Origin of the sequence: Streptomyces sp. BE20, from assembly GCF_036322525.1 — a bacterium.
Taxonomy (GTDB): domain Bacteria; phylum Actinomycetota; class Actinomycetes; order Streptomycetales; family Streptomycetaceae; genus Kitasatospora.
Map to the genome: position 1 here is coordinate 1 of NZ_JAQYWW010000643.1, position 4259 is coordinate 4259.

The following is a 4259-nucleotide window of genomic DNA, read 5'->3' on the forward strand; positions in this document are numbered from 1 at the left end:
CCCTGGTGTCCGGTAACGCGGAGCACCCGAACGGCCCGGCGGCACCTCAGTGCCCCGGACCGTGGAGACCCGGGTCTGTACTCACTACCCGGGAGATGGAGAAGGACATGGTGGAGGCGAGGCCGCGCGGCGAGGAACAGGACGCGGCGGGGTGGGACGGCGTCGAACGCCGGGGTTCGGCGGCCCGGCCGGCGGTTCCGGGGCGCTCGCGCTGGTGGTCGCCGGACCGGTTGTGCTGCCAGGCCCTGGCCGGCCTCAACGGGAGCGTCGGGGCGTCGGCTGCGATCGGGGTGGCGCGGTTCCTGGCCAAGCACGTCCTTCGGGGAGTCCTTGAGGAGACGATCTCGTAGGCGGAACCGGTGTCGGGCTGACCGCGGGCTTCGCCACTGTGTCGGTCACCGGTCAGGTCGTGGTCGTCGGCTGAGGGGCGCCCGGTCGCGGCAAAAGCCGTCGTAGCCGAGCTGCTGCGAAGCCCGGCGATGCCGTCGCGCTGGTCCTCACGGATCTGGAGGATGGCGCGCTGGAGCTCCCACAGCGTGGGCTCTGCGGTCGGCGGGACGCTCACTGAAACTCCGAAAGGGCGTTCCCTGCGCCGAGGGCCATCGTACGCCGAGGTGGCGATCCGGCCACTACCGGCAGCTCTGAGACAGCTTCACCTGGCAAACCAGAGCGTGCCGTACAGGCCCTCTGCGCGTCCCAACTTGCCACTTTAAGCGGAACTAATGATTCTCTGCGGAATTCGACCAACACAAATAGGACAGCATCGCCGCAGTCGGTTGCCGTGCACGTGATGGTCAAATAGATTGAACCCCAACCAACGCTAACCTCAACTTTTGAACGCCTCACTCCGGACGGAATGATCATTTTGCGCTTTAAGAAATTCCTCACCCTCTTACTGGCGGCGGCAATCGCACCTCTCGGCACAGGAACGGCTACCGCAACTCCACCGGACGATCTCACGATAACTATATTTGCTAGCAGTAATAAGCCTCCAGAAATCCCGCTCGGGATCAAGAAGGCGGACGCTGATCGAATCTTGACCTCCAGTGGAGCTGTCGAACTATCGAGTGAGGGCTCCGCCAATTCCCACCGCTACGATGGATCGAAACTCCCCTTCGTCAACGGTTCATCCAGGAAAGCAGAGAACGCAATCCCGAACACCTTCGAAAATTGCCGAGCAAATCCCGGGGGAACGGCCACTCTCTACGGCCTCGTGATCGACCGCCACACCTTCTGTCGCCACGGATATCTCGTCGCCCGCGCAACTAACTCCTCCGACACAGAAGTCGGATCACTCCTGTACCGAGAAACCCATACCGGCGCAGGAATCAACGGGACCAGGGAAGCCCTGGTTAGCATCCAGCTAGATGATTTCAGGCCCGTAGGAGTTTTCAGCTATGCCTCGCTCGTTGCAATTTCGCTGAAAACTAGCTCAGAACAAGATGTGAACCCAAACGATCCAAGCGCACCAAAGGCATGCACGGCCGCCGGAGCGGGGGGCGCCATCCAAGATCCGGTATTCGGCTGGAAGGCCAGAAGTTCGGTCAGCTGGAGCATCCTATCCGACCCTGCCCTCGGAGCAGAGGACGAACGGAAGGTGGACTGCCACTGGAAGTTCACCCATCAGGTACGAGTCAACGACCCAGCCAACGCATTCCCCTGGACAAGCGAGTTTGGAAGGCCTGCCCAGGACCTCAGGTTTGACTCGGCCGGCTACCTCACAAAAAAGGATGGCTCCGTATTCACCCGGGCCGTTCCTTACCTGGAGTACAGCAGGACCGACCCTCGAGTAAAGAGCGTTGCCGAACACATCTACACGGCCTTCAACAATCCGAGTTCTACTCTACCTGCCAAATCTGATGGCAGCCCGAAGGTAATCCCCGGAAACATTTCAGGAACACCGCCGACTTTGGTTACCCGCCTCTTCCCCGGCGCAAATCCGATCGCACAGCGATCCTACGACGACAACCGGTTGGAAGTCGCCAAGGCATGTGCCGGAATTCCCCATAACCCTGACGAGCAATGTGATGAATTCCCATTTGCCTCAACGTGGGAGGGCGCTGCGATGCCCGGCGGGAACTTCTCCGTTCGCTACGTCGATGGAACGGAGAACGGGGCCGCCGGGACAGCCTTGGCCACATGGCTCGGATCGGATCGAATACTCCATAACGAAAAGTACGGTGTGGACATCATTCCGTAGCACCAAGCTTCAACGTGCCGGTGGCGGAGAGAAACTAATCCGCCATCGGCACAAACACGAAGCAGAACCTCTCCGCCGCTTGAGGCAGACCATGATCTTCTCGTTCTTCAAGTGTCAGGAAATTACTTTCCCAAAATACGTGGAGGGTATAGAGGTCGCCTTCACCCCCCAGTTCGAGCGCGACGCCGGTTGGACCAGAGAAGAGGGTCAAAGCCTCGACTCGGCCGCTTCTTGATCGGTACTGAAACTTGGCCATCAGCACATGGCCCTCCGGGCAAACTGCGACTTCGGATCGCTCGATGGTTACCTGGGCATAATGCTCGGAGACGGAGCTGCGGACCTTTATCGCTCCTTCTCCAACTGTAACTCCAGGCACCTCTCCGCTCAGCTGTAATTCCATCCACTGAATATCTGCCTCACCAAACGGATCATCCTCCCAGAGGCCAAACTGTGACCGTTCAACCGAAACAAGCCCTACAGAAAAGGATCGGGATCCCTGCATCTTCCATCCCTATGCTAGACATCTATGGTCCTGCTTCCCGCAGATCCGGTACCAGGCTCCGGGCCCCCGTGGTACGGACCAGCCCTGGCTGCGGCACAGCGGTTAGTCTTCGCTGCCTGGCCATCCTCCAGCAACGCGAACCCCCAAGCTCCCCAGCCCGATCTGGCCTACTCCACTACAAGCAGGCCCGGCCGCGCCGGCCAGGGGTGCGGAGGGCGTCAATCCACCTACTGACGGCCAGACCAGCCGCCACGGCAAGCAACTCCCTACGCGCAAGGAGACTCCGGACGAGGCGAGGGCCGCGGTCCGCCTCGCCGCTGTACTGGTGCAGTACTTCTCCTCCGCGGCGATCCGCCGGGCCTAGCGTCCTGGCCTGGCAGGGACCCAGACGATGGCGTGCGCCTGGGCCGCACGGCGCCGCGACTCCCGGGGAGGTGTCCGCCCGGGCCGCCGAGCTCGCCGGTGTGCCGGTCACGGCCGTGGCCGCCCCCGCGTTGGTGGCCACCGCGACCCGGCACAGCGACGCCATCCCTGGAGCGCCGGCGCCGAACTGACCACCCCCGGGAACGGCTGGTGCACCTCCGGGTTCGGCGGGTGGCGGGGCACGACAGCCGTGCTGCTCACGGCCTCGCACTGCGGTACCTCCGCTGGCGCCGGAGCGGTGGTCGGCACGGCCGCGGACTCGGACACCGGCCTCGACACCACGGTCATCAACGTCAACGGCTCACCGTCCGGGAAGTACTTCGACAGCGGGTGGGACAACGAGACCGGCTACGCAAAGCGGGTCGTCGGCGCGGGGCGCAGCAACGTCGGAGACATGGTCTGCGCGAGCGGAGCGATGAGCAGCATCCACTGCTCGTTGAAGATCACCACCGCCGATGCCGCCGCCGAGGTCAACGGCTAGTGGTGCAGCGACCTGGACACTGCGACGAGGACGGACGACTCCACCGTCGCCGTCGCCAAGGGCGATAACGGCGGCCCGGTCGTGACCAGTATCAACGGCGGCGCGGAACTGCAGGCCAGAGGGATCATCTCGGCCGGCGCCAGCAACCCGGCGGTGCGGGTCCGTGGCAGCGCAGAGGACCTGCTGGGACAGCCTGCGGTTCGTGCCGATCGGACCGATCGTCTCCAAGTTCGGGCTCTTACTCGCCTAGCAGCAGAGGGGGAGCACCCCGTGAACGGGACCACCGGCCCCACCGTCCACGGCAACACCGGCCCCTGACCGACACAATGGGGTTGGTCCGACGATCGGATCACCCCTGGGGAGGAAAGACGGTCCCCGGTCGACAGCCGGACGGGTTCACGGTGGCTGGCCCCTTTCGGGTCAGCCGGGGCAGGCCGGCCAGGTGCTGCAGATGGACTGCAGTTCCTCGTCCTCCTCGATGCCCCGAGGTTGGTGCCCCTCGAACCGCCCCTTAAGAAGTCATCTCATTTGGGCTTGTAGGCTGCTCGCGTGCTGATCGTGGAGCGTCTGGTGCCGGATGAGTTGTGGGAGTTGTTCCAGCGGGTGGTGCCGGCGGCGCCGACGCGTCCGCAGGGTGGCGGGCGTCGGCGTCA

At 63.5% G+C, this 4259-nt stretch carries 4 protein-coding genes; 3 read left to right on the forward strand and 1 reads right to left on the reverse strand.

All coding sequences use genetic code 11. The annotated features are described in order from the left end of the window. The first annotated feature begins 95 nt into the window (after positions 1–95). A complete protein-coding gene (locus PUR61_RS13650; protein WP_329879085.1) occupies positions 96–350 on the forward strand; it encodes a hypothetical protein in 255 nt (84 codons plus the stop codon). Between the two features lie 506 nt (positions 351–856). Then, entirely contained in the window at positions 857–2200 is a 1344-nt protein-coding gene (locus tag PUR61_RS13655) for a NucA/NucB deoxyribonuclease domain-containing protein (RefSeq protein ID WP_329879086.1), read from the forward strand. 34 nt (positions 2201–2234) lie between these two features. Here the strand turns inward: PUR61_RS13655 and PUR61_RS13660 are convergent, their stop codons facing one another. Further along, entirely contained in the window at positions 2235–2600 is a 366-nt protein-coding gene (locus PUR61_RS13660; protein ID WP_329879087.1) for a hypothetical protein, read from the reverse strand. 715 nt (positions 2601–3315) lie between these two features. On the opposite strand from PUR61_RS13660, the gene PUR61_RS13665 reads away from it, so the two are divergent. Beyond that, positions 3316–3606 (forward strand): hypothetical protein, encoded by a 291-nt coding sequence (locus tag PUR61_RS13665; RefSeq protein WP_329879088.1) that lies wholly within the window; start codon positions 3316–3318, stop codon positions 3604–3606. Positions 3607–4259 lie beyond the last annotated feature (653 nt).

Bases quoted from the DNA above. Each gene is read 5' to 3' on its own strand.
- PUR61_RS13650 (WP_329879085.1), top strand. From the start codon at position 96: ATGGAGAAGGACATGGTGGAGGCGAGGCCGCGCGGCGAGGAACAGGAC.
- PUR61_RS13655 (WP_329879086.1), top strand. From the start codon at position 857: ATGATCATTTTGCGCTTTAAGAAATTCCTCACCCTCTTACTGGCGGCG.
- PUR61_RS13660 (WP_329879087.1), bottom strand. From the start codon at position 2,600: ATGGAATTACAGCTGAGCGGAGAGGTGCCTGGAGTTACAGTTGGAGAA.